This is a genomic window from Methylomonas rosea (genome assembly GCF_024505055.1).
GTDB classification, from domain to species: Bacteria; Pseudomonadota; Gammaproteobacteria; order Methylococcales; family Methylomonadaceae; genus Methylomonas; species Methylomonas rosea.
Genome location: NZ_JANIBL010000012.1, coordinates 24,058 through 46,149 on the forward strand (window position 1 = coordinate 24,058; position 22,092 = coordinate 46,149).

Annotated in this window: 23 protein-coding genes; 9 read left to right on the plus strand and 14 right to left on the minus strand. The window is 53.9% G+C overall.

All coding sequences use genetic code 11. The features are described from left to right. The first annotated feature begins 7 nt into the window (after window positions 1–7). A complete protein-coding gene (gene trxC / locus NP589_RS05565) occupies window positions 8–442 on the plus strand; it encodes a thioredoxin TrxC (RefSeq protein ID WP_256606095.1) in 435 nt (144 codons plus the stop codon). Here trxC and NP589_RS05570 read toward each other — a convergent pair. Beyond that, window positions 437–1,807: an O-linked N-acetylglucosamine transferase, SPINDLY family protein gene (locus tag NP589_RS05570; RefSeq protein ID WP_256606096.1), complete on the minus strand. Its 1,371-nt coding sequence runs from the start codon at window positions 1,805–1,807 to the stop codon at window positions 437–439. The genes trxC and NP589_RS05570 overlap by 6 nt on opposite strands. 115 nt (window positions 1,808–1,922) lie before the next feature. Next, window positions 1,923–2,345 carry a hypothetical protein gene (locus NP589_RS05575; RefSeq protein ID WP_256606097.1) on the minus strand — a complete coding sequence of 141 codons (423 nt, stop codon included), beginning with the start codon at window positions 2,343–2,345 and terminating at the stop codon, window positions 1,923–1,925. 90 nt (window positions 2,346–2,435) lie between these two features. On the opposite strand from NP589_RS05575, the gene cysD reads away from it, so the two are divergent. The 5 genes from cysD (at window position 2,436) to cysN (ending at window position 6,073) form a co-directional block, all read left to right on the plus strand. After that, on the plus strand, window positions 2,436–3,344 hold the full coding sequence (gene cysD, locus NP589_RS05580; RefSeq protein ID WP_036277398.1) for a sulfate adenylyltransferase subunit CysD: 909 nt from the start codon (window positions 2,436–2,438) through the stop codon (window positions 3,342–3,344). Between the two features lie 33 nt (window positions 3,345–3,377). Beyond that, complete coding sequence (locus NP589_RS05585) at window positions 3,378–3,809, plus strand: DUF4124 domain-containing protein (RefSeq protein ID WP_256606098.1); 432 nt, start codon at window positions 3,378–3,380, stop codon at window positions 3,807–3,809. Window positions 3,810–3,827: 18 nt separating this feature from the next. Next, window positions 3,828–4,031, plus strand: a complete 204-nt coding sequence (locus tag NP589_RS05590) for a hypothetical protein (RefSeq protein WP_256606099.1) — start codon at window positions 3,828–3,830, stop codon at window positions 4,029–4,031. Window positions 4,032–4,166: 135 nt separating this feature from the next. Beyond that, the gene (locus NP589_RS05595; protein WP_305890940.1) at window positions 4,167–4,391 is read left to right on the plus strand and encodes a type II toxin-antitoxin system death-on-curing family toxin; all 225 of its coding nucleotides are present in this window, start codon (window positions 4,167–4,169) and stop codon (window positions 4,389–4,391) included. Between the two features lie 56 nt (window positions 4,392–4,447). Beyond that, on the plus strand, window positions 4,448–6,073 hold the full coding sequence (cysN, locus tag NP589_RS05600; protein ID WP_256606100.1) for a sulfate adenylyltransferase subunit CysN: 1,626 nt from the start codon (window positions 4,448–4,450) through the stop codon (window positions 6,071–6,073). 75 nt (window positions 6,074–6,148) lie between these two features. Here cysN and NP589_RS05605 read toward each other — a convergent pair whose 3' ends face one another. From NP589_RS05605 to NP589_RS05625, 5 genes are all read right to left on the minus strand, one after another. Continuing rightward, window positions 6,149–6,595, minus strand: a complete 447-nt coding sequence (locus NP589_RS05605) for a hypothetical protein (RefSeq protein WP_256606101.1) — start codon at window positions 6,593–6,595, stop codon at window positions 6,149–6,151. A 73-nt stretch (window positions 6,596–6,668) separates the two neighbouring features. After that, complete coding sequence (locus NP589_RS05610; protein ID WP_256606102.1) at window positions 6,669–8,087, minus strand: phosphomannomutase; 1,419 nt, start codon at window positions 8,085–8,087, stop codon at window positions 6,669–6,671. 119 nt (window positions 8,088–8,206) lie between these two features. Further along, window positions 8,207–8,893 carry a helix-turn-helix transcriptional regulator gene (locus NP589_RS05615; RefSeq protein WP_256606103.1) on the minus strand — a complete coding sequence of 229 codons (687 nt, stop codon included), beginning with the start codon at window positions 8,891–8,893 and terminating at the stop codon, window positions 8,207–8,209. A gap of 49 nt (window positions 8,894–8,942) precedes the next feature. Beyond that, entirely contained in the window at window positions 8,943–9,317 is a 375-nt protein-coding gene (locus tag NP589_RS05620; protein ID WP_256606104.1) for a VOC family protein, read from the minus strand. A gap of 82 nt (window positions 9,318–9,399) precedes the next feature. Continuing rightward, a complete protein-coding gene (locus NP589_RS05625; protein WP_256606105.1) occupies window positions 9,400–10,908 on the minus strand; it encodes a helicase HerA-like domain-containing protein in 1,509 nt (502 codons plus the stop codon). Between the two features lie 491 nt (window positions 10,909–11,399). On the opposite strand from NP589_RS05625, the gene NP589_RS05630 reads away from it, so the two are divergent. Continuing rightward, entirely contained in the window at window positions 11,400–12,140 is a 741-nt protein-coding gene (locus tag NP589_RS05630; RefSeq protein WP_256606106.1) for a hypothetical protein, read from the plus strand. Between the two features lie 233 nt (window positions 12,141–12,373). Here NP589_RS05630 and NP589_RS05635 read toward each other — a convergent pair whose 3' ends face one another. Together NP589_RS05635 and NP589_RS05640 are read right to left on the minus strand one after the other, a co-directional pair. After that, on the minus strand, window positions 12,374–13,030 hold the full coding sequence (locus tag NP589_RS05635; protein WP_256606107.1) for a thioredoxin domain-containing protein: 657 nt from the start codon (window positions 13,028–13,030) through the stop codon (window positions 12,374–12,376). Window positions 13,031–13,222: 192 nt separating this feature from the next. Further along, complete coding sequence (locus tag NP589_RS05640) at window positions 13,223–13,705, minus strand: YajQ family cyclic di-GMP-binding protein (protein ID WP_256606108.1); 483 nt, start codon at window positions 13,703–13,705, stop codon at window positions 13,223–13,225. A gap of 159 nt (window positions 13,706–13,864) precedes the next feature. On the opposite strand from NP589_RS05640, the gene NP589_RS05645 reads away from it, so the two are divergent. Then, the gene (locus NP589_RS05645; protein WP_256606109.1) at window positions 13,865–14,416 is read left to right on the plus strand and encodes a hypothetical protein; all 552 of its coding nucleotides are present in this window, start codon (window positions 13,865–13,867) and stop codon (window positions 14,414–14,416) included. A 39-nt stretch (window positions 14,417–14,455) separates the two neighbouring features. Here the strand turns inward: NP589_RS05645 and NP589_RS05650 are convergent, their stop codons facing one another. Continuing rightward, window positions 14,456–14,734 (minus strand): ubiquitin family protein, encoded by a 279-nt coding sequence (locus NP589_RS05650; RefSeq protein WP_256606110.1) that lies wholly within the window; start codon window positions 14,732–14,734, stop codon window positions 14,456–14,458. Between the two features lie 5 nt (window positions 14,735–14,739). Beyond that, entirely contained in the window at window positions 14,740–15,924 is a 1,185-nt protein-coding gene (locus NP589_RS05655) for a WD40/YVTN/BNR-like repeat-containing protein (RefSeq protein WP_256606111.1), read from the minus strand. Between the two features lie 472 nt (window positions 15,925–16,396). Here NP589_RS05655 and NP589_RS05660 point away from each other — a divergent pair, with 472 nt between their 5' ends. Then, the gene (locus NP589_RS05660; protein ID WP_256606112.1) at window positions 16,397–17,251 is read left to right on the plus strand and encodes an SIR2 family protein; all 855 of its coding nucleotides are present in this window, start codon (window positions 16,397–16,399) and stop codon (window positions 17,249–17,251) included. Between the two features lie 39 nt (window positions 17,252–17,290). On the opposite strand, the gene NP589_RS05665 is transcribed toward NP589_RS05660, so the two are convergent. From NP589_RS05665 to NP589_RS05675, 3 genes are read right to left on the minus strand one after another with little or no spacing between them, the layout of a single operon-like run. Beyond that, on the minus strand, window positions 17,291–18,214 hold the full coding sequence (locus tag NP589_RS05665; protein WP_256606113.1) for a diguanylate cyclase domain-containing protein: 924 nt from the start codon (window positions 18,212–18,214) through the stop codon (window positions 17,291–17,293). Window positions 18,215–18,216: 2 nt separating this feature from the next. Further along, window positions 18,217–21,249: a hybrid sensor histidine kinase/response regulator gene (locus NP589_RS05670; protein ID WP_256606114.1), complete on the minus strand. Its 3,033-nt coding sequence runs from the start codon at window positions 21,247–21,249 to the stop codon at window positions 18,217–18,219. Window positions 21,250–21,253: 4 nt separating this feature from the next. Then, window positions 21,254–21,919, minus strand: a complete 666-nt coding sequence (locus NP589_RS05675) for a YfiR family protein (RefSeq protein ID WP_256606115.1) — start codon at window positions 21,917–21,919, stop codon at window positions 21,254–21,256. Between the last annotated feature and the right edge of the window lie 173 nt (window positions 21,920–22,092).

Here is a 22,092-nt window from a genome sequence, read left to right on the forward strand (position 1 = left end):
ATAATTTATGAGCGAATCCCTGCATTTAGTCTGCCCGCATTGCCAAGCCGTCAACCGCGTACCCGCCACTCGTCTGTCGCAAGGCCCCAAGTGCGGACAATGCCATCAAGCCTTGTTCAGCGGCCATCCGTTGGCGCTGACTTCGAAAAGCTTTGAAACCCATCTGGCGCGCAACGACATTCCGTTACTGGTGGATTTTTGGGCGGACTGGTGCGGACCATGCAAAATGATGGCGCCGGCTTTTGCCCAAGCCGCGCAAATTTTGGAACCGCGTGTTCGTTTGGGCAAAGTCGACACGGAAGCCGAGCAACAGCTCAGCGCCCGATACAATATTCGCAGCATTCCAACGCTGATTCTATTCAAGGGAGGAAAAGAACTGACCAGACAAGCCGGCGCGCTGAGCGCGCAAGACATTGTGCGCTGGGTCAATAGCCAGCTATAAGCGCGGCTCGGTTTGGCCGATCGCTATCGGCAGATCGCCGGCGACGTGCCGCTGCCACATGGTTTGATACAAAGCTTCCAAATGCCGGGTATAGGCCTTGATGTCGAATAGCGGGGTACTGAGGCGATTATCTGCCAGTTTTTGCCTAACCTCGCTTAAGCGCGCCGGATTAGTCGCCAATTCTAGGGCTAGATCGTAATAGCCTTCCAAATCCTCGGCGATCAATTCCGGCAAACCAATCGCGTGCAGCAAACTGCCTGCTACTCTGGATGCAAACGTATCGCCGACGCAGGTCACTATGGGCACCCCCACCCATAAGGCATCGCTGGCGGTGGTATGCGCATTGTAAGGCTGGGTATCCAACACCAGATCAGCCAAAGCCAAACGGCCCAAATGTTCTAACTGCGGCAGATCATCCGCAAATACCAATCGATCCGGGGCAATGCCGCGTTGATAAGCTTCGTTTCTGAGCCTACCTTTGGCTTTGGAGTTTTTAAGCAGCCACAATACGCTGCCAGGCACGCTATACAACAGCCGGCACCAGATATCGAATACGTCAGGGGTGATTTTGTAAGCCTGATTAAAGCAACAAAACACAAAGCTGTGCTGGTCCAAACCGTGTTGCGCGCGCTTGGTGGACTTACCGATCGGCGCATGCCGACCGTGCGGTTGATAGCTGTCGGGCAGGTAGGCAAAGGCTTCGCTGTAGTCAGCGGCGCTGGCAGCAGGGGTCAGGTAAGGATCGGTGATGATGTAGTCGCAAAAGTCGCCTCCCAAGGTACCGGGATAACCGAGATAATTGACTTGGATCGGTGCAGGCCGGTAGCTGAGAATCTCGGTGCGGGTGCCGCGCGTGTAGCCTTTTAAATCGATCAGAATGTCGATGTTGTCGTCATGTATGGCTTGCGCGGCTTCAGATAGTGACAGGGCTTGCAGATCGACAAAGCTGTCGAAAAACTCACACAGCCGCTGGCGCATGCCTAGGCCGTCGTCCGGACCATAAGAATAGGCATACACCTCGAATTGCTCTCTATCATGCGCTTCGAACAGTTCCGCCAACAAAAAAGCCGTGGCATGTTCATGAAAATCGCAGGATAAATAACCCAGACGAATTTTGGGCCGGCTGCTGGTAGCATAGCTAAAGGCCAGATCGGCCCGCTCAACAGCGCTGGCATCGATGCGATCTTTCAACCACAGATCGGCGCACAACCGTTGTTCGGCAGCCGACACACCCGGTATCGACAACAAATGAAAGGGCGATACTTTATTGCTTTCCTGAGCCGCCAGGCTAACGCGCATTTTCTCGCGCCATTCCTCAACCCGCTCCCACTCGCAAAGGCTACGACTGCGATCATAGAATTTCATCTGCCTGACTCCGTCGCCATCCTGCCCAATGGCCCGCGCAGATGCGCGGGACCTGAACCTCATGGTACCCCAAATCCGCCGCGATGCCGGATTTATCGGGGTAAGGACTAAAGCACTACAGCATTTGCAATAGTGGTTTTAGGGGAACGGCGAATTTCTGCCGGGCGACGTCGCCAACTACACCGGTATAACTGCGCTGCAAATATAAATCCACGCCGCAGACCCTGGCGATCATGGAGCAGCGGCCGCTAAGCGCAAAATGCTCGCCTTGCAGACGATAAATTAACGGCACGCAATCGTTGCGCAAGATCGGGCCGGCGACGATCAAATCGATACGCTGATCGAACATCTCGTATTCCAGGCTGTCCGGCAATAAGTCCAGCTCCGCCAATAATACTTTGTCATCGTCGCCAATCGTGCCGTAAATACTGCAACGGCAATGCTGCAAATCAGTCAGCAACAACTCGGCCAGTTTTTGCGTATTTAACCGACCAGGTTGTTGTTCAACCAGTTTTTCCAGTCCGTGTATCTGTCTCATAAGCTTTGCCGATAGCGTCGATGGGGGTTTGCCTTTAAAATAGCGGGCTTACACTTCACAGCAAACATGGCCGTGCGCCCCGGATATTTGATGACCGATTATAAATTAACCCATCTGAAACAGCTCGAAGCAGAAAGCATCCATATCATTCGCGAAGTGGCGGCAGAATTTGAAAAGCCGGTCATGCTGTATTCCATCGGCAAGGATTCTGCCGTCATGCTGCATTTGACACGCAAAGCCTTTTTCCCCGGCAAACCGCCCTTCCCCTTATTGCATGTTGATACCACCTGGAAATTCCGAGAAATGATCGAGTTTCGTAACAACATGGCGAAAGATCTGGGCTGGGATTTAATCGTACATATCAACGAAGAAGGCGTCGCCCAAGGCATAGGCCCCTTCACCCATGGCAGTAAAAAACATACCGACGTGATGAAAACCGACGGTTTGAAACAAGCCCTGAACAAATACCAATTCGACGCGGCCTTCGGCGGTGCGCGCCGCGACGAGGAAAAGTCCCGCGCCAAGGAACGGGTGTATTCGTTCCGCGATAAAAATCACCGCTGGGACCCGAAAAACCAACGCCCGGAACTCTGGAACATCTATAACGGCAAAGTCGATAAGGGCGAGTCCATCCGCGTCTTCCCGCTGTCCAACTGGACCGAACTCGATATTTGGCAATACATTCACCTGGAGAATATCCCCATCGTGCCTTTGTACTTTGCCAAGGAGCGGCCGGTCGTCGAAAAAGACGGCATGCTGATCATGGTCGACGACGAGCGCATGCCAATCGGACCGAATGACAAAGTTGAGATGAAAATGGTGCGTTTCCGCACACTGGGGTGTTATCCCTTGACCGGCGCGGTTGAATCGACTGCCACCACGCTGCCGGAAATTATCCAGGAAATGCTGCTGACCACCACCTCTGAGCGCCAGGGCCGTTTGATTGACCACGATCAGGCTGGGTCTATGGAGCAGAAAAAGCGGGAAGGTTACTTCTAACAATCCGGCAGTACGCGAAAGGCGGCAGCGATTATGGCAATCAGAAATTTATTGCTGGTGTCTATCTTGCTTTATGCAGCAGATAGCTTAGGCGCGGTTTATAAATGTACCGATGCGAACGGCCGCGTTGTCTATTCAGACACCGCATGCGATACCAAAGTTGATCGTAAAGCCGCCAATTTGAAACCGCTTGCAGAAGTTAAAGCCGAGCAACCGCCTTTGTCCAAAATAACCGACAAGATTAAGAGCCTTTTCCATAGCGACTCAAATTCGGAACAAGCGGATGGCCCACCAACTGCCGGTGCCGTAGAGAACCGCTCGCAAAAATACGTATGCGACGGTCGCACCTATTGCTCACAAATGACTTCCTGCGAAGAAGCGACTTTTTTCATCAATAACTGTCCGGACACCAAAATGGATGGCAACAATGACGGCATTCCCTGCGAAAAGCAGTGGTGTCGATAAGTTTTTTACAGGTGGCTCATGCAATTACATGAACAAATACAACAACATCTCGTAAATCTTGAACCCGGCCTACAAGCTGAGGTACTCGATTTCGTCCTGTTCCTGGAAGAAAAACAAAAGAAGCGACAGCCAGATCAGACAGTAAGCAAAGAAGAAGCCCTGCAAATTCATCAACAATTGATGGATCAATATGCAGACGCCTTTGCAAAGTTAGCGCAGTAACATGCCCGACTTGTTTTTTATCTCAAAAACATTGGCATTAACGATACATCGGCAACAAATAGAACGCTTCGGCGGCACACAGGGAATAAGGGATGAAGTATTGTTGGAATCGGCGCTCGGCGCAGCCCAACAAACCTGGCATTACACAGCGGCAACATTTTTCAAACCGTGGCCAATAACCACCCTTTTCTGGATGGTAACAAGCGAACCGCTGCTGCCTGTATGCTGGTTTTTCTGGCTGCCAATCATAAACAGCCGGCGATGGATAACGCCCAGCTTTACGAATGGGTGATCAATGTGGCAACCCGGCAATTGAGCCGTGATGATTTAGCTAACTTTTTAAAACAGCATTGCAAGTAAGCGCTTTACAAAAAAGCGCGGCACCTTTTATAACAAATAAGGCACTTAGGAATCCCATGTCCCACCAATCCGACTTAATCAGCACCGACATTAACGCCTACCTGGCTCAACACGAACGTAAAGAGTTATTGCGGTTTTTAACTTGCGGCAACGTCGACGACGGCAAAAGCACCTTGATCGGCCGCCTGCTGCACGACTCGAAAATGATTTACGAAGACCAATTGGCCGCTGTACAGGCCGACAGCGTCAAATCCGGCACCACCGGTGCCGGCAAGATCGACTTGGCTTTGCTGGTCGACGGCTTGCAAGCCGAGCGCGAACAAGGCATTACCATCGACGTGGCTTACAGGTATTTCTCCACCTCCACCCGCAAATTCATCATCGCCGACACCCCCGGCCACGAGCAATACACTCGCAACATGGCGACCGGCGCGTCGACCTGCGATTTGGCGGTGATTTTGATCGACGCTCGTTACGGCGTGCAAACCCAGACCAAACGGCACAGTTTCATCGCTTCGTTGTTGGGCTTGAAACACATCATCGTCGCCATCAACAAAATGGATTTGGTGGGCTATAGCGAAGAGACTTACCGCAAGATTCAGGACGACTATCTGGCATTTATCAAAACCCTGGATCTGCACGACGTACATTTCATTCCGATGTCGGCTTTGGATGGCGATAACGTGGTCAACCCCAGCGCCAACATGCCCTGGTTTACCGGCATGCCGATGATGGAACTGCTGAACAGCATCGAAATCGCCAGCGACCACAACTTCGACGACGCCCGTTTCCCAGTGCAATACGTCAACCGTCCCAACCTGGATTTTCGCGGCTTCTGCGGCACCGTTGCCTCCGGCATATTCAAAAAAGGTGATCAAATCACGGCATTGCCATCAGGCAAAACCAGCAAAATCAAATCCATCGTCACCTTCGACGGCGAGTTGGACGAGGCTTTTGCGGCCATGGCGGTCACTTTAACCCTGGAAGACGAAATCGATGTCAGCCGTGGGGACATTATCCTAGGCAAGCAACAAGCCGCGCCCAGCATCGCCGATAAATTCAAAGCCACTATCGTCTGGATGACCGAACAAGCCATGGTGCCTGGGCGACAATACGTGATCAAACTTGCGACGCGTAGCGTGTCCGGCTCAATATCGATGATTCATCACCGCATCGACGTCAACACGCTGGAACACCACGATGCGATGGAGTTAAAACTGAACGAAATTGGCTCCTGCACCGTTGCGGTCAATGCGCCAGTGGTGTTCGATCCGTATAAACGCAACAAAACTACCGGCTCGTTCATCGTCATCGACCGTCTGACCAACGTCACGGTCGGCGCCGGCATGATCACCGGCGACGCGAGCGCGGAAGACTGGTCACCGGTGTCTGCCGCAGAGCGGGCAATTCGCTTCAGCCAAACAGCCAGCATCATCGCCTTAAGCGGGGACAATGCCCAGCAAGTGGCTTATCAGCTGGAACGCAAACTGTTCGACACCGGCCACGCCACCACGGTATTGGAACAAGCCAACAATGCGCTGGCCACCGCGATTAAAAACGCCGGTTTGTTGTGCTTGTGTCTGGATGAAAAACCGGCTGTGGCCGATCTAAGTTTCGATTGTGACCAATACAACGTCGATGATATTTACGTGGCGTTGAAGAATCGGGAATTGATTCGTTAGTGAGGTATTCGCCAAGCACCGGTCTTGGCGAAACTTAGGAAGGGCGGTGCAGTTCGCCGCCCTTTTTCTTATCGCTTAGTTCAACAAATCCAGCGCTTTTGCCGCCGCTTTTTGCTTGGCTTTGCCTTTCACCGCTTTGACTGCTTCGCCGGTTGATTTAGGCGCCGCGTCTACCTTACCTTTCAATTCCGTGACCTTCTCCTTGTTGGCATTCAGAGTTTCCGCGCCTTGTTTGACTTCCGCCGGTACTGCTTGCTCCAGTTTTTGTTGGGCGGCATCTTTAACTGCGTCTTGGGCTTGGTCTTTTAGAACGGCGGGAGCGCTTTGCACGCCCTGCTGAACTTGTTGCACCTGATTCACAGCCTGACCGGCCTGTTCGACACCCCTCACCGCGCCAGGGGCTACCGATGTTGCCGTGTCTTTCGCCGCTTGTTTAGCCACACCTTCCAATACCGCCGACTGAGCAAACGCAGCGCCGGAAACAAAGACTAAAGAACTGAATAAAATTGCTTTATGTTGCATGGTGTTACCCTCGTATTTAGTTATTATCGAGATTAGACAATACAACACAGAAGCTTAACGGCGGATTAACCGCTTAGCCGGCAATCCGCTTTAGCGTTTCAGCTACCAAATCTTCCGCGCGCACCATAGCGTCGGCCTCGGCATAACAACGCAATTCCGGCGCGTTGCCGGACGGACGCAAATGCACGATCTCGCCGTTGGCGAAGGTCAAGCGTAAGCCGTCCGTAGTATCGCTACTGACCGGCGCGCCCAATTTGTCGCCCCACAATCCACGATAGGCGGTTTCATCGGCTTGCAAGCGTTCCAGAAGAGCACGACTATTGACGACCGGAAACTCTTGAATACGGTCGCTGGCGGTGTAACGCTGCGGCAAGCCTTGCAATAGTCCCGATAACGTCACGCCTTGGGTACTCGCCATCGCCAACAAAGCCAAGGCCGGCAGCAGCGAATCGCGAGTCGGCAATGGCGCCAAGGCTTTGCCGTTCACGGACAAACCGTTTCCAGCCAGGAAGCCGCCGTTGGCCTCGAAGCCTGCCACACCACCGCTTGGCACTTGCTCCATGCCGGCGATGACATACGGCGAGCCGATCCGGGTGCGAATCACCTGTTTGAACCAGCCGGAGGCTTCGATGGCGGTATTGCAGCTCACCGGCGTCACCACCGTGTCAGCGCCCAGAAATTTCGCGCACAGCAAGCCGACGATATCGCCGCGCAGCCATTCGCCGGTTTCATCGCCGATCAAGGGCCGGTCGCCGTCGCCGTCGGTGGAGATCAGTGCATCCAGTTTATATTCGGCAGCCCAGTTGCGGCCGCGCTGACGATCCGCCTCGCCGACCGCTTCGGTGTCTATTGGCACGAAAGTATCGGTGCGCTCCAAGCCAATCACCTCGGCACCCAACTCCGCCAGCACGTCTTTCAGCACATCGCGCGCGGCGCTGGAATGTTCGTAAACACCCACCCGCCAGCCGTTTAGCAAATCGTGACCGAATAAACTGGTGTAACGTTGCCGAAATTGCATGAGTGCAGCCAAATTAATAGCAGGCAGCTCAGCCGCCACCTCTTGCACATCAACCGTCGCGCCGGTCATTGCCGCTTCATCGGCCTTGCTGATTTCGCCATCGGCCCGATAAAATTTGATGCCGTTGCGGTCGAACGGAATATGACTGCCGGTAACCATAATCGCCGGCAGACCTCGCGTCAGCGCATACAGGGCTAAAGCCGGCGTCGGCAACACCCCGCAAAAATCCACTTCGCAGCCGGCTTGACGAATTCCGGCTACACAGGCTTGGGCAATTTCCGGGCTGGACGGCCTGAGGTCCATACCCAATGCAATTTTTTGGCCGGGCCGCGCCAAATTCAAACCTTGGATAAACGCCAGTGTATACGCGGCACAGACTTCGCCGGTCATTTGCCTAACCAGGCCGCGCGCGCCGCTAGTGCCGAACGCCACGCCGCTGTCGGCCATCATTTGTTGAATGTTGATTGTTGTCATGAGCAGGATCAGTTGAGAGTCAATTAAATGAAAACACCGGCAAGAACGCCAGCTTAAACGGACATGATAGAGAAAACCTGGCGTTCGGCAACCCGAATCTTTGCGTTAACTGGACAATCTCACTGCGGCACACACTGCATCCGCCGAATAAAATCCTGCAAGGTTTGGCCGGCGTCGTCGGTAAATACTTCGTCCAGCACCAGCGCCCGCAGGATACGATCCAGTCGGAAATTGCGAAAGTCGCCGCGCAGTTCGCACCAACCCACTAAAGTCCAGACGTTGCCCCAAAAATACAAACCCAGCGGCCTGATCCGCCGCTGGCTGAATGTGCCGTCCGCTCGGCGGTAATCCATGGACAGCAAACGCTTGCCGTCCAGTGCCTTGCGGCAAATATCCATGGTCACATCCAAATCTTCGCGCGGCGAAAAACGTAGCGCGAATAATTTGCTGCGCTCCAGTTGTTCGCGCAATTCAGCAGGCACCACCGCCGTCACCTTATCCAGCACCGACTGCGCCGAATGGCCCAGTTCCTTGCCGGCCCAGGTTTTCACCATGCGCGCGCCGATTACCAAGGCTTCCAGTTCGGCGGCGCTGAACATGATGGGCGGAATATCCAGACTGTGGCGCAGCATATAACCGACGCCGGCCTCGCCTTCGATAGGAATGCCGGACAGGCTTAGTACCTGAATGTCTCTATAGATGGTACGTTCGGAAACCTCCAGACGCTCGGCGAGCACCTTGGCGGTAACCAGCCGGCGGTTACGCAGGATTTGCACGATTTGGAATAAACGATCAGCGCGGCGCATCAGCAGATCGGGCAGCCATAATTAAGGCTGCCCGCCGTTTTATTTGCCATTAAGCTTGGGAATACAGGCCAACACGGTTACCTTCGCTATCGAGCAACATCGCGAAATAGCCACATTCGCCATCGTGGATGGGGGTTTTTGGCATCAACACGCTGCCGCCGTTTGCCTCCACCTTGGCCAGCGGCTCATTCAAATCTGCGCCGCCGTTGAAATACACCACCGCGCCGCTTGCGCTTGGCTGATAATGTTCGCCCAACACCAGCATACCGCTGACGGCACCTTCCTCGGCATCGAAAATTCCTAGTTGATAACCGCCCATTTCCTCATCCTTGAACGATGCATTCAAAACCCCGCGATAAAAACCCTGCGCGCGCGGCATATCGATGACGGGTAATTCAAACCAAGTTGCTAAGTTGTTGATCATGATGTTGTCCTCGTTGTGGTTAAAAGAGCCGTCATCCTAAAACAGCCCTCCTGACAGCGTTATGTCAGCAATGTTTTAGGCCTTAGCGCCGACCACCCAATAACGATCCCAACACACCGCGAATGATTTGCTTGCCCACTTCCTGACCGATGCTGCGAGCGGCGCTTTTCGCGGCCGCTTCCAGCACACTTTGCCCCCCGCTGCTGCGGCCACGTCGGGACTTGGTAGCTGCGCCGACGCCGCCCATTAGCACTTCGCCCCAATTGAAACCTGATCCGGAATCGCCGCTGTCGCCGGCCGGCTCAGGGGGCGCAATTTTTTCCGCACGGCCTTTCAGAATTTCGTAGGCCGATTCGCGATCGACCTGTTTTTCGTAATGGCCGGCAATCACTGACGTGCTGATAGACTCCTGGCGTTCGGCGTCACTGACCGCGCCGACGTGCGAGCTTGGCGGCTTGATCATCGCCCGTTGCACTGGCATTGGCGTGCCTTTTTCGTCCAGGAAAGATACCAAGGCTTCGCCGACGCCCAGCTCGGTGATCGCGGTTTCGACATCCACGTCCGGATTGGCCCGAAAAGTTTCCGCCGCTGCTTTAACGGCTTTTTGGTCGCGCGGGGTAAACGCCCGCAAGGCATGTTGCACGCGATTGCCCAGCTGGCCGAGAATTACATCAGGAATGTCCAAAGGATTCTGACTGACAAAATATACGCCCACGCCTTTGGACCGAATCAAGCGCACCACTTGTTCGATTTTTTGCAGCAAAGCCGACGGCGCATCGTTGAACAATAAATGCGCTTCGTCAAAGAAGAATACCAATTTAGGCTTATCCAGATCGCCGGCTTCCGGCAGATTTTCGAACAATTCGGACAACAGCCACAACAGCAAAGTGGCATAAACGCGCGGCGAGTTATACAGCGTGTCGGCGGCCAGAATATTGATCACGCCCCGCCCGCCGTCGGTTTGCAGAAAATCGTTGAAATCCAAAGCCGGCTCGCCGAACAGGTTTTCGCCGCCTTCGTGCTCCAGTTGCAACAAGCCGCGCTGGATCGCGCCGACGCTAGCCGCCGAGATGCTGCCGTATTCGCTAGACAACTCCGCTGCATTTTCGGAAGCATATTGCAGCAAGGCCCGCAGGTCTTTCAAATCCAACAACAGCCAGCCATTGTCGTCGGCAATCTTAAACGCTGCGGTCAGCACGCCGCTTTGCACCTCGTTCAAATCCAACATCCTTGCCAGCAGTAACGGCCCCATCTCCGACACGGTCGACCGCAAGGGGTGACCTTTTTTACCGAGCACATCCCAAAACAGGGTCGGCACCGCCGCATAGTCGGCGGCTATCCCCAACTCAGCCAGCCGCGCTTCAACTTTGGCATTGCCGCCGCCGGTCCGACTGATGCCGGACAAATCGCCTTTCACATCGGCCATGAATACCGGCACGCCGATTTGCGAAAACGCCTCGGCCAAGGTTTGCAGCGTGATCGTTTTGCCGGTACCGGTCGCGCCGGCAATCAAGCCGTGGCGGTTAGCCATGGCCGGCAGTAGACAAAGTTCGGCAAGTTGGGCTTTAGCGATCAGCAAGGGTTCGGTCATGGGCGTTTCCTGAAAAAGCGACAAGGATAAAAAAAGTCGCGCAACCATACCATGACCTGAATTGTTAGGTATAGATTGGCATTATTGACCGCCGCTCGTGCTGCTTTGTCTCAAACATTCAAAGACTCGCCGTGGGCTTTCAGTACAGCCATCCATGCAATGGGCAGAATACCTTTGTAATACATTTCTTCAAACCTTCACGGATCGGTAACCGTTTTGACTTGGACAATTCGTACGATTGCGCACCGACCGGAACTCTGTTAGGTCGCAAAGACAGCATTTCTAGGAAGAATACCGACGACTTTGTTTTTACTCGAGATTTTCTCGACAAAGGGCTGATCGTAGGTAGCTGGCAATGGAAGCGGCAACGCATTAAAAAGTTCCAAACACAATGCGGCCAGCGCACTTTAACCGACTTCGACAGACCTTTAGAGAAAGCGACTGGTGCTACTCGAAGTCAACTTGCCTTTTTATAGTTATTAGGGACTTTTATGAAAATTAACTCGTGGCTCCTGGCATTTGCCGGGGTAATTTCAATATTTAGCGGACATGCCTCGGCGGCATTAATTTCGCTGGACGGCAACGGCTTCACAGCCGTCTATGACGACACCAATTTAGGCTTGTTTGGCGCCCCGACTTTATCGGGTGACGGCAATAGCGTTTTATTCTCGCCGTTGAACTTTAAAGCCCAAGCAACCGGTACTCAAGGCACGGTGTTCACCAACAGCAATGTGCAGTTTGACATTCGACCCGATGCAAATCTGAGTTTGAGTGGCGTGAGCCTGGTGGAAAACGGCGACTACCGCCTAGTCAATCGCTCCGGCAGCATCACCTTGGCACCTTCGGTCGATGCTTCCGGCCAATTGCGTTTAACCAATCTGTGGAATGGGGTGGACCATATCGCGACCAACTTTTCCGCCGGGCCATTGACAGACTCCTGCGCCACATCGTCCGGCTGCCCGCTAAGCACTTGGTCGGCCTCGGCTACGCTGAACACGCCTGTTGCTTGGGGTAATGCCGATGTTCGCGTCAGAATCCAAAACGACTTAACCGCTGAATCTTTCAATGTCGGTGATTCCGCATTGATCGAGAAAAAACAGTCGTCACAAAGTCTGGTCTTTACACCGTTTGTTGAAGGCGGATCAACCGCAGTGCCTGTTCCTGGTGCTGTCTGGTTGTTTGGCTCAGCTTTGGCTGGCCTGATTGGTTTGCGCCGCAAAGTAAGCGCTTAAGACCAAGTTGTATTGCTATACCCCAGCCTGACTTATCCGGAAACGGCGGGTTTGGCTTGCTAAAAAACGTTAACACTAGACACGGATGTCGCCTTAAGATTTCACCACAAGCAATCGCTGGCTTTGTAACTGCTTCGCTTAAATCATCCCTGCGAGGGCAAGTTTGACATTCACCGGCCGCATTCAATAACTTTGCAGTGAAACAGCATTAACCTGGAGCACCCGAACAGGAGTTACAACAGCTTGAGAATATCGGTTTCCAGATCGGGATATGCGCCAAACTTACATTGGACCAGCGAGCCCGCTCTATCAACCAGAATATAGGATGGGGTACCCTGTAACTGGAAAAACTCGAAAGTTTCGGCGTGATAATCCAGGGTTTGTAGATATTGTTTTACCTGCGCTCGCACATGCGGTTGCCGCAAACCGATGTCTTGCTCCAAATCACTCAAGCGTTGGCTGATAAAAGCGTCAATTTCGCTTTCGATACTGCCGAATTCGCGCTTGGTCAATCTATCCATTGCTACCGGAAAATCGATGCGATACGGTAACTTGCCGTCCTGCAACAGACCTCGCCCATTTAACACTTTAAAGGTTTCGCCGATCACTTCGCCAGTTTCGACCAAACGTTTTAAATTTTGCAGATTATTTTTATCGAAGTCCTCAAACGCGGTGGCCAGCCCCAGCACGGTCAAACCGCTCTCGGCATAACGTTGTTTTAACGCCAAGACCTGCGGCAAACAAGACAAGAAACAGCCGGGACAGTTGACTTGAAACACCGCCACCAACACAACTTGTCCAAGCAATTGTTCGAAATTGACAGACTGTCCCTCCACCCATTCGGAAACCGATAGGGGTGGCACTTTTTGACCGATCATTACCGTTCGCATATCGCTCTCCCCCGATAGTTTTAACGAAATCTTCGAACAAGTTGCTGATGTTTACTACGCCAGTCCGACGCTAACGGGATCAATCTTTATAACTGGCGTCCATGGTCAGCTAGCTGAAGTCCTGAAGAATCGACGTCCGCGGGCCCGCCACGACAATCCCTTTAGTTAGTAGCTTAGACTTCGGAAGCTAAGCTAGTCGCGAAAATTGTTAAACTGCAACGGTTGCTCCAAGTCTTCCGTGCGCAACATTTGAATCACTTCCTGCAAGTCGTCACGTTTTTTGCCGGTCACGCGCACCTTATCGCCGTTGATCGCGGCCTGGACTTTTAGTTTCTTATCCTTGATCAGCTTGACGATTTTTTTCGCCAGATCGGTACCCACACCCTGCTTTAAGGTTATAGGTTGCTGAGCGGTTTTGCCGGTGTCCTGTATCTTGCCGCTTTCCAAACTGGAAATATCGATGCCGCGTTTACCCATTTTGGCATACAAAATCGGCAACATTTGTTGCAATTGAAAGGTCGATTCTGCTTTCATCAGGATGCTGTCTTCCTGCTGTTCGAAACAGGCATTGGAGCCTTTGAAATCAAAACGGGTAGAAACTTCTTTATTGGCTTGGTCCACTGCGTTGGTCACTTCGTGGCTGTCGAGTTCTGAAACGATGTCGAATGATGGCATAGCATTGATTTACAAGTATAAAAGTTGGGCAACTATAACGGCCTTGGCGGCTTTATTCAACTGCTATCTGAGCGCCCAACGCCGATTCCTGGCACGCAAACCCTACTTGTCGCAGGCCGATTTAGCGGGTATCTTAAACTGATGTCAACGGAGATACAGATGAAAAACCCGACTACATTCACACTTGCTCTGATCGCCGGTCTTACCCTGCTGAGCTGCGGAATAATGACCGGTTGCGGCGAGGACCAAGCAAAAATAAGCGCCCCCAGCAAAGCCGCCGTCAAACAAACCCTGCGCACCACAGCGCTGCTCGGCGCTGTCAGCGACAACGCCGGACCGCTCAAAACCGGCACCGTTAGCTTACTCTCCGAAAGCGGGAAAACGCTTGCCAGCACCGAACTCAACAACAGCCAGCGCTATGAAATTCAAGTACCCGCCGGCACCGATTTACCGGTCATTCTAAGTTACACGCCCGGCCCCAACGCGCCGAAAGACGCGCAATTAATCAGTGTGGTGATCCATCCCGACGCCAGCAAATACGACATCAACCCCACGACCACTGCCATCGCTAAACAAGCCAAGGCCATGGGCGGCTACACCCACAACAATATGGTGCAGGCAGCGGAAAGTACTGCGCATGTGCCCGATGCCAACAAGACCACATCCGGTTTTCGCGGCGACCCGACAACGCAATACGGTGGCTGGCATTAGCCTGTGCTTGGACAATCGGATAGTTTCCGGCAAAAGCATTTATCCGCCGCTCAGTGCCTGAAAAATATAGACAACCCCATGCTCCGGGACGCGATCCGAAAGCGCCTTCCTATCGACCACGATGGTATCGTCAACGCTAAGATAAACATGTCGGCGCAGCGCCCCGCGTTCATCCAGTATGTAATCGGTAAAACCGGGGGCAAGCTGGTTGACGGCTTGCAAAACTTCCGCCACCGAACCGGCCGGCACCGTAATTGCGCGGTCCTCTAGCGCCGGAAAGAACCGGTAAAGATGCGACGTCATTTTTACTGTGGGCATGTCGCTTAACCGAAGCGCACCGAATAGACCGGCGGAAAATGGTTACCCAGACACTGCCAGGTCTCGCCCCGATCTTCCGACATATAGACGTTGCCGGTGGTACTGCCAAAACACAGGCAATCGCCGGCAATATCAAGCCCATGCCTCAGGATAATATCGTAAGCATGCTCCTGCGGCAGGCCGGCGCGAAACGCTTGCCAAGTCTGCCCGCCGTCCGTCGTCCGAGCCACGCACAAACCGCCACCAATCGCCATCCGTTCCGAATCCGCTCGAGCAGGCACGACCCACGCAGTCCGGCCGTCACGCGCATCGACAGCAATCGGAAAACCAAAATGTACGCCGGCATCCGGCAGACTGACCTTGCGCCAGTGCCGCGCGCCGTCGTCGCTGTAGAACACGCCGCAATGATTTTGCTGCCAAAGATGGTCCGGTTGCCCGGTGCAGTTGGTCATGAAGTGCGGATCATGACCCCAATCCGCCGCCGGATTCGGTAGATAGTCCATTAATAAGCCGTTATTTCGACCTTGCCAAGTCTGGCCGCCGTCCGCGGTTTCCAGTACGCCAGCCGACGATACGGCGACATGGATCCGATTCGGATCGCGGGGATCGACAACGACGGAATGAATGCCAGGTTCGAATACGCCGTAATCAATACTGGCCGGGGTGCCGCCCCAGCGATTCTCGCTGGTCGCCTCGCCGGCAAACAAGTCGCCACCCCGGCTCTCGTGATTCCACAACGGCCGGTTTAGCGTCCAACTATCACCACCGTCGTCACTGACAAACAGTCCGCCGGGGATGGTGCCGGCGTAAATCCTGCCGGCTTGTTCGGCACTGCCGAAGGCCAGATGCCAGATCTTGAACACCGTAGCATCCTGGTATTCGGGTTGTCCAACCGGGGCTTCAGGATCGAAATCCGGCGTTGGTAGATATTTGGCGATGTAGCGCGCCCCTTCCGGATACTTCAATGACGACGTGTCTTCCCAGGTCTTGCCGTCATCGCGCGACCGCGACAGCTTCGGCCCCCAATGACCGTGATCCAGCGAAACCCATAAGGTACCGTCGCGCGGATCGCGTGCGGCGTAGCAGACCGGTATGCCGGCATGAGCGATGGGACGCGGACGCCAAGCGCCGTTCGTCCGCTCAAATATTACCGTGCCCTTGCGGGTACCCAGAATAAGCATGTCGGACATGGCTATACCTCTCTTGGCAACTATGGAAAAGCAGGCGCACTGATCGGAAAAATCAGCGTGTCAATACGGCCCGTCCGGGTCTAATTGAACACGGTACGGTCAAAGCCTGATGCGCTTTCGCAAAACTTTAGCCCGATTATTATGCATTGTCAGGCCAAAGTGATTTGTTTTCGAGCAAACGACTTGAGCCGCTATTCTGGGCCGGCAAATCCAAACCGCGAACAACGGCCGGTCTCTTTGCAATACATGTTTTTAATTCGAACGAATACTTCAAGCGCAGCCGTGTGTCGTCCATCGCTCTGCGAATTTGTCGCAGTTACGACAATTTCACCTAAGTTTATACGGTTGTTGCCTTTCCACCCGCGCCGCAAAAAACCGCAACCCATACAGCACAAGGCCTGTAAGCAGTTAAACAAACTGGATTGAATTTTGCATTAGTTAAGCATTACTTTTCATTTAGCTGGGGCCAACTATGTCAAATACGGTATTTTCCGAAATTCTAAGCGGTTTGTACGATAATCAAGTCATTCCCTATCTGGGGCCGGGCGCGGTGTTCGATGCCAAAAGCAAACTGACGCAAGAGCCGATGCCCGCCGACAGCAACAGCCTGATTTTGGCGATGAATGGCGGCAAACCCATGGCACCGAAATTGATGTACGAGTTTCCGCGCGCGGCAATGAACCAGGAACTGAAGCGCGGCCGCAACTATGTATCGCAGTTTCTCGACAAGACCTACGGACAAATTCAATACACCCGCGCCTCCATGCACGATTGGTTAAAAGAATGGCGGCCCAAGTATGTAGTCGACGTTAATCGCGACACCCAGTTGCAAGACAGCTATGCCGACGAAGAACACACATTGATCGTCGGCGTCGCACGCATCGTCGCTACCGCCTTTCGTTTCAAAATTTATCATTACGACGGCAGCAACTATTTCGAAATTCCGCAGGAACAAGTCGATAAAAATCTGCCGATCTTGTTTAAACCGATGGGCACGCCAAAACCCGAATCCAATTACATCGCCTCCGATGCAGACTATGTCGATTACATCACCGAGCTGATGGGCGGTTTCGCGATTCCGGACTTTTTAAAGGACTACCGCAAAGGCAAAAAATACCTGTTGCTGGGTCTGCCGCTCAATCGCGATTCCGAACGGATGGTCATGAGCGACATCACCTACGGTGCCGACGAACATAGAGGCTGGTTTTTAAGAAAAAACCCTACCGACAAGGAAAAACGCTTCAGCGCGAAAATGGGCTTTGAGCTGATTAACGCCGACTGCCAGGACTTCCTGCAATCGGTGCAGGCTTCGGCTGTTGCCGCTTAAAAAATCCCGCATAGCTCGGCCGGCGAACACGCGGCCGGGCTAAACGGTCGAATAGTGTCCGCACGCACCATTTCTGCCGCTTTCTTTAGCCAAATACAACTGCCGATCAGCCTCGTCCAACAATTCGGACGGCAACTGTTGCAGAGCCGGCACTACTACCGCAAAACCGGCGCTAATCGTCACCCAAGGCGAAGCGCTGGAGCCGGTATGCGGAATTTGCTGCGCTTCAACGCGCCGGCATAGCAATTCGGATACGCGTTGGGCGCCTTCGGCGTCGGTTTCCGGCATCAGCATCACAAACTCTTCTCCACCGTAACGCGCCACCAAATCGCCGGAGCGACTCACCGAGGCCGCCAATATCGTTGCCACCTGCCGCAAGCAAATATCGCCCGCGCCATGACCATGACAGTCGTTATAGGCTTTAAAGTAATCGACATCCACCATGACTAAGGCCAACGGCAACTGATTGCGCTGCGCCCGCTTCCATTCGTTTTCCAAGACCTGATCAAAGCGCCGCCGATTGGGTATGCCGGTCAGGCCGTCCATCCAGGCCATCGCTTCCAACATATCCGTCATCCGTTTCAGGCGAATATGATTACGGATCCGCGCCTTAACCACCGGCAAATAAAACGGCTTGGTAATGTAGTCCATCGCGCCGAGATTCAGGCCGTATTCTTCGTTGGTGGCCGCATTCATCGCCGTCACAAATATCACCGGAATAGCCGCTGTTTGTGGGTCGCTTTTCAGACGCCGGCAGACTTCATATCCGTCCATGCCGGGTATCATCACGTCGAGCAGGATCAGATCGGGCGGGCCTTGCCGCTCGATGGCCTCCAGCGCCGCTTCGCCGCTGACCGCGACCTTGATTCGATACTCGTCGATCAAATTTTCCGCCAATACCTGAATGTTGGTCGGCGTATCGTCTACGATCAAAATCAAGGGCTTGGAGATCTCGGTAGTCATGACTATCCTCTGTTTTGTCGCTGTGACGCTATCCAGGTTTGCAACTCGGCCAACGTCACTCTAGCCTGACCATAGTCGATATTGCCGACCTGTTTTTCTATTTTTTTTATCAGTAACCGAGTTTCCGGGCAAGGCAGCGCACTCTTCAATTGCTCGATCAAGTCATTGGGTACAAAATCGCTACCCTCCAACAAGCCGCGCAACTGGCCGGCCAACTCGTTTGCCGCCACCCAATCCGCAGCTTCATTCCGCGCGTCGGCAACGGCGACCGTCGCGGTGAAATCAGCAATCGTGCGCAGGGTTGCCGCCAGACTGGTCTCGCAAGCGCTGAGGCCGGCGTCGAACGGCATACCGGCATGCAAAGCATCCTCCAGATTCGCCGCGGCCCGGCTCAGTTCGACAGCGCCCAGCACGCCGGCGGCTCCCTTTAAATTGTGCAGCAAATCCACCGCCTGCTCGGTTTTTTCGGCGCTGTGCAACGCTCTTAGGCGTTGCATTGTATCGGCAAACTTATCTCTAAAACACTCGAACAAAAGCTGTAATTTACGACTGTCCTCGCCGATCATAAGCCGAATATACTCCATATCGAATCCAGGCAATTCACTGGATAAGCCGGAGACCATAGACTCTGACTTCGGCGGCGCCGGCTCGACAGATGCGCTGCGTCCCAACGGTTTTATCCAGCGCAACAAGGCGGCCATCAAAGTCTGCGGCAACACCGGCTTGCCGATATGGTCGTTCATGCCGGCGGCGTAACAGTCGTTGCGCTCGCGCTCCTGCACCGCCGCCGTCATGGCAATGATGGGCAATTCGGCAAAGCGCGCATCCTGGCGGATCAGCCGGGTGGCTTCGATACCGCTCATCTCCGGCATTTGTAAGTCCATCAACACCGCGTCGTAGCGGGTTTTCCTGACCGCTTCGACCCCTTCCCGGCCGTTATTAACCACGGTGACGTGCAAGCCGGAGCTTTCCAGATATTCCCTGGCGACCATTTGGTTAACCTCGTTGTCCTCCACCAACAGGATGCGGGCGCCGCGTATTGAGGCCGCCATGCCAGCCAGCAGCGGCCGGCTTTTTTCAATGTCCTGCTCGGTATTGCCGCCCTGCAAACGCGTCAAGGCCTCGAGTAAGGTCGAAGGCATCACCGGCTTGACCAAAATATCGTCGGGTATCGCATCGCCCGCCGCGCTTAATAATTTCTCGCGGCTGAAGGCGGTCACCATAATTACGACCGGGGCGCTACGAATCTCGGTACGGCGCACCATCTCGCGAATTTCCCGGGTAACCTGCACGCCATCCAGACCGGGCATTTTCCAATCCAGCAACACCAACTCGAAATCCCGATTGGCATCGTTGGCGGCGCGTAGCGCATCCAAGGCTTCGGCCCCGGCCGCGGCTTCCTCGACCTGAAAGCCCCAGGCCAGCAAAATATCGCGCAACATCTGCCGGGAGATGTCCAAATCATCGACGATCAACACCCGCATACTTTGCAGATGGCCGGGAATTGGTCGCGCTTTCTGCTCGGATGGAAACGGCAGCAACAGCGTAAACTCAAATAAGCTGCCTTCGCCAAGCTGACTCTGCACCGCTAAATTACCGCCCATCATTTCCACCAGCCGCTTGCTGATGGTCAATCCCAGCCCGGTACCGCCAAAGCGGCGGGTAATCGAACCGTCGGCCTGGGTAAAGGCATGAAACAAATGCTCAAGCTGTTCAGCCGACATCCCAATACCGGTATCGCGCACCGAAAAACTCAAGGTGGAGTAGCCGTGGGTTTTTGCCAACTGCGAAACCTTGATATGAATTTCCCCGGCCTCGGTAAACTTCACAGCATTGCCGACCAGATTGTTCAATATCTGCCCCAAGCGCAACGCGTCGCCAATCAAGCGCGGCGGCAAAGCTGAATCCAGTTCCAGCACCAGTTCCAGGCCTTTTTCCTCGGCGCGGACGATGAACAGATTCAGCACATTTTCCAACACATCCTCCAAACTAAACGCTTCGGTCTGCAATTCCATGCGGCCGGCTTCGACTTTGGAGTAATCGAGAATATCGTTGGTAATCCCCAACAAGGCCAGCGATGAGGTGTGGATTTTCCTTAGATAATCCCGCAGCTTGGGCGACAGATCGCTGTTCAACGCCAAATCCGACAGCCCGATGATCGCGTTCATCGGTGTACGGATTTCATGGCTCATATTCGCCAGGAACATGCCCTTGGAGCGCGAGGCGGCTTCTGCTTCCTCTTTGGCTTGCAATAATTCTTCGGTGCGTTGCGCCACTTCTGCTTCCAGACGGTCGCGATGGCCGGTAAGGGTTTCGTCGCGCAATTGGATCTCGCCCAACATGGTATTAAAGGCCTGCACCAAATCGCCAATCTCGTCCCGGTCGCGCTGCGCCACGCGTAACGCGTAATTTTTATCCTCGGCGATAAGCCGCGCGGCCGTAGCCAACTCCTCTATCGGCTTGGAAATGATGCGTTGCAAGCGTATTGCCAACAGATAGACCAATATCAGCGCCAGCCCCGCGGCCCCCAAACTCTTGCCCAAGTCGGCCAGTTGATCGTTCCATTGTGCGGTGAAATCGGCTTGCAATAACACATAGCCAATCAGTTCGGTATTTTTGATCACCGGCGTGAACAGCTCGGCGCGCCTGCTCCAGAAGTTGGTGCGCAGTTCGCGGAAGGGTCGGCGGTAGTCGCTGGGTATGCCAATATCCGCCGTTCCCCGGCTCCATGACGCGAGCACCCCGCCATCAGCGGACACCATCCAGGCTGCATATAGCTCCGGCCGGTCTTTCAACGACTCCAACAACCTGCTGGCTTCGGCTTTATCGGCAAACACCAGCGCGGCCTGGCCGTTTTCGGCTAACACGTCGGCCAAACTCGACAATTCGTGCAACACGCCCCGATAGCGACTTACCACCGAGCTAACCACCATTACCGATAGACTGACAAACAGGCATACCGCGCAACTAAACATGATGATGGACACCAGTTTGCGCCGCAGGGACCAGTTGGCAAAATTGGGCAAAACGCGCATCAAACTATCTCCCGTAAACAATGGCGGCAATATTCAACAGTTGGCCGGGTAAATGCAGCCGTGCGTTACGAATCGGTTCCAGATTAACTTCAAATACCACCTTGTTGTCGCGAAACAGCAAGCTGATGCCGCCGCCTTTTTCGGCAAAATCGTCGATGTCGGATAAGGTCAACACCGGCGCATCGCGCAGCGCTTTTAAGGTCACCACAAAGTGCGCTTTCTCGGAGCTGCCGAGGAACAACAGATGGCAATTATTCAGGTCGGCATCGGTATAGTTATGCTGGACAAACCGCAAGGTGCGTTCGCCGGCCTTGCGTCCGTCCAGAGCTTGCAATTCACCGTCCAGCACGCTATTGCCGACCACACATAGCAAAATGTCCGCACCGGGCGGCAATACGTCGGCGGGCCATTCCACGAATTTGGCAAAATTGTATAGATAGGCGGCTTTGATCTGCGCTTCCGACAGACTGGCGGCCGGCAATACCTGCCAGCCAGGCACCAGCAGGCAAAAACAGGCGAGAACCCATTTATACGTAGAATAGCGTCTGGATTGCGGCGCAAAAAAACGCTTGCGCAGATAGCTTTTGACCATACCCAGCATTACGCCAGGTGCGCAGCGCAGACTTTTCACGTTGGTCGTTTCGTAATATATGCGTGGTCCTTTTTGCATCAGGTGTTGGTCAAGAAACGTCCGGGTAGATTTGCGATATTTTTGATTGGAGCGTACCCGCAATCATGCTTGTTAATGTACAGAGACACAAGCCCAGCAACTTTGCCCGGGACAGGCTTGCGTCTCTAGGCGAAGCGTAAATCATTTATTGCCCCGGCCCTTAAATATCGCCG

Excerpts from the sequence above, each read along its gene's own strand:
- NP589_RS05675 (WP_256606115.1), bottom strand. The coding sequence starts at position 21,919 with ATGCAAAAAGGACCACGCATATATTACGAAACGACCAACGTGAAAAGT.
- NP589_RS05640 (WP_256606108.1), bottom strand. The coding sequence starts at position 13,705 with ATGCCATCATTCGACATCGTTTCAGAACTCGACAGCCACGAAGTGACC.
- cysD (WP_036277398.1), top strand. The coding sequence starts at position 2,436 with ATGACCGATTATAAATTAACCCATCTGAAACAGCTCGAAGCAGAAAGC.
- NP589_RS05660 (WP_256606112.1), top strand. The coding sequence starts at position 16,397 with ATGTCAAATACGGTATTTTCCGAAATTCTAAGCGGTTTGTACGATAAT.
- NP589_RS05570 (WP_256606096.1), bottom strand. The coding sequence starts at position 1,807 with ATGAAATTCTATGATCGCAGTCGTAGCCTTTGCGAGTGGGAGCGGGTT.
- NP589_RS05575 (WP_256606097.1), bottom strand. The coding sequence starts at position 2,345 with ATGAGACAGATACACGGACTGGAAAAACTGGTTGAACAACAACCTGGT.
- NP589_RS05585 (WP_256606098.1), top strand. The coding sequence starts at position 3,378 with ATGGCAATCAGAAATTTATTGCTGGTGTCTATCTTGCTTTATGCAGCA.
- NP589_RS05670 (WP_256606114.1), bottom strand. The coding sequence starts at position 21,249 with ATGCGCGTTTTGCCCAATTTTGCCAACTGGTCCCTGCGGCGCAAACTG.
- NP589_RS05630 (WP_256606106.1), top strand. The coding sequence starts at position 11,400 with ATGAAAATTAACTCGTGGCTCCTGGCATTTGCCGGGGTAATTTCAATA.
- NP589_RS05655 (WP_256606111.1), bottom strand. The coding sequence starts at position 15,924 with ATGTCCGACATGCTTATTCTGGGTACCCGCAAGGGCACGGTAATATTT.
- NP589_RS05620 (WP_256606104.1), bottom strand. The coding sequence starts at position 9,317 with ATGATCAACAACTTAGCAACTTGGTTTGAATTACCCGTCATCGATATG.
- trxC (WP_256606095.1), top strand. The coding sequence starts at position 8 with ATGAGCGAATCCCTGCATTTAGTCTGCCCGCATTGCCAAGCCGTCAAC.
- cysN (WP_256606100.1), top strand. The coding sequence starts at position 4,448 with ATGTCCCACCAATCCGACTTAATCAGCACCGACATTAACGCCTACCTG.
- NP589_RS05610 (WP_256606102.1), bottom strand. The coding sequence starts at position 8,087 with ATGACAACAATCAACATTCAACAAATGATGGCCGACAGCGGCGTGGCG.
- NP589_RS05605 (WP_256606101.1), bottom strand. The coding sequence starts at position 6,595 with ATGCAACATAAAGCAATTTTATTCAGTTCTTTAGTCTTTGTTTCCGGC.
- NP589_RS05625 (WP_256606105.1), bottom strand. The coding sequence starts at position 10,908 with ATGACCGAACCCTTGCTGATCGCTAAAGCCCAACTTGCCGAACTTTGT.
- NP589_RS05615 (WP_256606103.1), bottom strand. The coding sequence starts at position 8,893 with ATGCGCCGCGCTGATCGTTTATTCCAAATCGTGCAAATCCTGCGTAAC.
- NP589_RS05650 (WP_256606110.1), bottom strand. The coding sequence starts at position 14,734 with ATGCCCACAGTAAAAATGACGTCGCATCTTTACCGGTTCTTTCCGGCG.
- NP589_RS05590 (WP_256606099.1), top strand. The coding sequence starts at position 3,828 with ATGCAATTACATGAACAAATACAACAACATCTCGTAAATCTTGAACCC.
- NP589_RS05635 (WP_256606107.1), bottom strand. The coding sequence starts at position 13,030 with ATGCGAACGGTAATGATCGGTCAAAAAGTGCCACCCCTATCGGTTTCC.
- NP589_RS05645 (WP_256606109.1), top strand. The coding sequence starts at position 13,865 with ATGAAAAACCCGACTACATTCACACTTGCTCTGATCGCCGGTCTTACC.
- NP589_RS05665 (WP_256606113.1), bottom strand. The coding sequence starts at position 18,214 with ATGACTACCGAGATCTCCAAGCCCTTGATTTTGATCGTAGACGATACG.